The sequence below is a fragment of the Martelella sp. UBA3392 genome (assembly GCF_002358775.1).
GTDB lineage: Bacteria > Pseudomonadota > Alphaproteobacteria > Rhizobiales > Rhizobiaceae > Martelella > Martelella mediterranea.
The window spans coordinates 1-3936 of record NZ_DEPM01000200.1 but is presented as its reverse complement, the minus strand read 5'-3'; the positions used below and the strand labels follow the sequence as shown (position 1 = coordinate 3936).

The 3936-nt window shown below is 56.4% G+C and carries 4 protein-coding genes; 1 reads left to right on the top strand and 3 read right to left on the bottom strand.

Going from position 1 to position 3936, the window contains the following annotated elements:
* Positions 1–618: 618 nt before the first annotated feature.
* Entirely contained in the window at positions 619–1455 is an 837-nt protein-coding gene (locus B4E36_RS15400; RefSeq protein ID WP_026173651.1) for an IS5 family transposase, read from the top strand.
* Positions 1456–1487: 32 nt separating this feature from the next.
* On the opposite strand, the gene B4E36_RS15395 is transcribed toward B4E36_RS15400, so the two are convergent.
* From B4E36_RS15395 to B4E36_RS15385, 3 genes are all read right to left on the bottom strand, one after another.
* On the bottom strand, positions 1488–2228 hold the full coding sequence (locus tag B4E36_RS15395; RefSeq protein ID WP_292057141.1) for a cytochrome c biogenesis CcdA family protein: 741 nt from the start codon (positions 2226–2228) through the stop codon (positions 1488–1490).
* A gap of 30 nt (positions 2229–2258) precedes the next feature.
* Positions 2259–3059, bottom strand: coding sequence for a DsbA family protein (locus tag B4E36_RS15390; RefSeq protein ID WP_292057143.1), 801 nt, complete (start codon positions 3057–3059; stop codon positions 2259–2261).
* A 277-nt stretch (positions 3060–3336) separates the two neighbouring features.
* Complete coding sequence (locus B4E36_RS15385) at positions 3337–3768, bottom strand: hypothetical protein (protein ID WP_267656359.1); 432 nt, start codon at positions 3766–3768, stop codon at positions 3337–3339.
* Positions 3769–3936: the final 168 nt, after the last annotated feature.

Below are 3936 nucleotides of genomic sequence, written 5' to 3'. Positions count from 1 at the left end.
AATAACTTTCAGATCGGGCTCTGAATAGTGTTGCGAACGCAATAACATTATGAAGTAGACCGATGCTCCCGGTATGATTACCCGTATTGTAAGCTGCATACATTGCAACGACCAAAATCATCGAAACGCCCTTTGCAATATCCACCCATTTCATTCATACTGTATTTCTCATTTTCCCTAAATATTTTCCAATTTCGGATAAAATATTTTTACGGCATCATAATTTAGGCACGTTCCATCTAGATTAGATCTTGAGATAAACATATGATTTACAATTCTATTCCCGCGGTGAAAATTAGCAACATAACGGGTCGAACGGCGATTCAACTCTTCGGTCGAACTTCGTGATGCTCTGGCAATTTGTCACCGTCGCCAAATCAGTAGCGCCCAACCGGTCGCTCCAGTGAAACAACCTGAACATACGCAGTACGGCACGCTCCAAACCAGGGGTTTTCAAGATCATAGCCGCTACCTCATGTTTGAGCCTGGGTCTGCAATTTCCGGCACCAAGAAGGTCAAAATACAATTTCTTCAACTCTCAGAGCCGGATTTAAAAGTTATTGAGTGATATCAGAAGGATGTGATTCAACCACCTCTGCCAAGAACGTGGAGGATTGCATGCCCTGGACTGATATCACCCGCCTGCAGCATAACCGTGATCGCCTTCGCTATCCAACCGATTTGACGGATCGTGAGTGGGCTGTAATTGCTCCACTGATACCGCCGGCCAAGCCCGGTGGGCGACCACGGAAAACGAACATGAGGGAGGTGGTGAACGCGATCCTTTATATTGCGGGCAGCGGCAGCCAATGGCGGGCCCTGCCGAAGGATTTTCCTCCGGTCTCCACGGTGCGAGGCTATTTCTATGGATGGCGCGATATCGGCCTTTGGCAGACCATCAACCATCTGCTTGTCTGCGCTACGCGCGAACTGGAGGGGCGCGAGGCCTCGCCCACGGCCGGTGTCATCGACAGCCAGAGTGTCAAGACCACTGAAAGTGGCGGGGTTTCGGGCTGCGACGCCGGCAAGAAGATCAAGGGCCGCAAGCGCCACATTATCACCGATACGCTCGGGCTGATGCTGTTCGCGCATGTCCATGCAGCCGATATCCAGGACCGTGACGGTGCGCCCAGCGTCCTGAAAGCCATCCGCTACCGTTTCCCCTGGTTGCGCCATGTCTTCGCAGACGGTGGTTATGCCGGGCAGAAGTTGCGAAAAGCGCTGCGCGGATGCGGCCAATGGAACCTTGAGATCATCAAGCGCTCCGACACAGCGAAAGGCTTTGAGGTTCTGCCCCGCCGATGGGTGGTTGAGCGCACCTTCGGCTGGTTCGGTCGATGCCGTCGACTGGCCAAAGATTGGGAGAAGTCCATCGCAAGCGCCACAGCATGGGTCAACATCGCAAGCATCAGGGTGATGACAAGGCGGCTCGCACGATATTGTTTCCCGTCATGAACTTTTGAATCCGGCTCTCAGCCCCGTCGAACTCAGCCAATCGAAGACAGCACTGGAAACGTCTCCAGGAGCCAGAAAGCGAAGGAGGACAGATAGCCAGTCATCATTGCGACTCCCATCAAAATCATAACCGCTCCGGCGAATGTCCGCAGTATACGCCCGAGGCGTCCGAAGGTCTTCAATCTGGCTGCCAAGGCGCCGGTGAAAACGGCGGCAAGCAGGAACGGCACACCGAGGCCCAGCGAGTAGATCGCTAATAGTGCGACGCCGTCGGCGACCGAGGCTGATGCCGCGCCGACGGTCAAAATGGCACCGAGGATCGGACCGATGCAGGGGGTCCAGCCGAAAGCGAATGCCAGGCCGAGCACATAGGACGATACGGCCTTGCCGCCGGGCAGATCCAGGTGAAACCTTGCCTCGCGCATCATCCACATGGGTCGAATGGTCCCGAGCATGAACAACCCGAACAGCGTAACAATCCCGCCTCCGACGATGTTCATCTCGAAGCGGTAGCGAAGCAGCAATTGCCCCAACGCTGTAGCGCTGGCACCAAGGATGACAAAGACGGTTGTGAAGCCGAGCACGAAGCAGAGGCTGAAACCGAGCGCTGCGCTTCGCGCCATAGAAACCTCACCTGAGGGTGATGTAATCGTCGACCGGCCGGCGACATAGGAAACATACCCCGGCACCAACGGCAGTACGCAAGGCGACAGGAACGAGACGATGCCCGCAACGAAGGCGCTCAGGATACCAATATTGGAGAGTTCAGGCATTCCGACGGCCTTTCAAGTCTTTTTCCGAGCTCACCGGTCACCGCTTTTCCGGGCACGCGCGATCAGCGTTTGCATGGTTTGCAGGTCGGTGGCGCCGCGCAATATTTCCTCACCGATAACAAAGCCCGGCGTGCCGTTGATCCGCAGAACTTGGGCGAGCGCAAGGTTGCGCGCGATTTCAGCATCGACCGCGGGATCGGCCATATCAGTTCGCAGCCGCTCCACATCCAGGCCGATTTGCCCGGCAACCTCCATCACTCGCCCCTCGTCGGCAGCTCCTGACACCTGCATCATTGCCTTATGGAATTCGGGGTAGAGGTTCTGCTCGCGGGCCGCAAGCGCTGCCTTGGCCGCGAACACGGAGTTAGGCCCGAGGATGGGAAACTCTTTGTAGACGATTCGAAGTTGCGGATCGTCTGCTTCCGCCGCCATCATTGCTGGCGCAACCTGGCGGCAGTAGGAACAATTGTAATCGAAGAATTCGACCAACGTCACATCGCCTTGCGGATTGCCACCGACTGGACTTTCCGGGCTGTTGAGCAGTTCATCACGATGGGTGGCAAGGGCCGCCTGCGCTTCTGTCTGTTCCACCTCCCGTTGCTTCCGTTCGAGGTTCTGCATAGCCTCGACAATGACTTCCGGGTTGGCAACAAGATAATCGCGGACGCGCCGCTCAAAGGCATCTTGTGGCAGCGTACTTGGCGAGCCCGGAGGCGGCTGGTCTGCCTTGAACCCCGGATCAAGCAGATACCAGGCACCCGCAGCAACGATCAACAGCAGGGGCAGGAGAACAAAACCGAGGTGGCGCCTTATGAAATTCAACTGTTGCATGACTTTTCTTTTCCTCCGTTAGAACCAGCCCGTGAGCCGTTCCCACCAACTCTTCTTGACCTGCGGTTTCGGCGTGTGAGCGCGTTGACGTAAAGGGTCAGGTTCGTTTTTTGGAATTCAGCACCATGAAAAATCGCGGCGTGGCGCCCGTTACGGTCAATGACATGCACCATCGGAGCCTTGGTCGCTTGGAGTTTTGTGCTCCGCAGCTTGAAGGGTCGGAACTGCGGCAAAGCTGGTAATCAGAACGGCGGCTGCTGTGAGTGACTTGATCGGTTTAATCATCTGTCGTTTTCCTTGTCTGGTTGATTTGGGATAGGGAATGCCGGGATGAAACCGCAACACTGACGGTTTGAGCGTCTGGCACGGTTTGGTTCGGCAAGAGTATATTCCGGGCTCCTCCGGGTAATGAAGATTCACCGTCTGCGGCACCAAGATTTCCGGCCTGGTTTGACTTGCAGGAACCGCCGGTGACCTTGTTCATACAGAGTCCGAGTGCGCACATGGCGACACACGGCAGTGCCGCGAGGAGCAGCGGCGCTATGCCTGCCGCGGCTAGCCAACTCCAATTGAACGCGAGACCGCCAGCGATCGCGACCGCCGCAAGTATGAGGTATCCACGGCGGCCACCGAGGTAGTAGCGAAGCGCGTAGAGAATGTCGCGGCCAAGCGAACCGTCTTCTGCATTGGATTGTCGTGTCTTGTCCATGAAGGCTTCCTTTCAATTCGAGATCAGATGGGTTTTGAGAAACGCGATCATCTCGGGCGCGTCCCATTCGGCCGGGCCGACGAGCCGCCCTAGTTCTCGCCCCTCGGCGTCGATGAGGAGCGTCGTCGGCAGGCCGACGGCCGCAAGGTCGAACGAAGCCTGCATCGA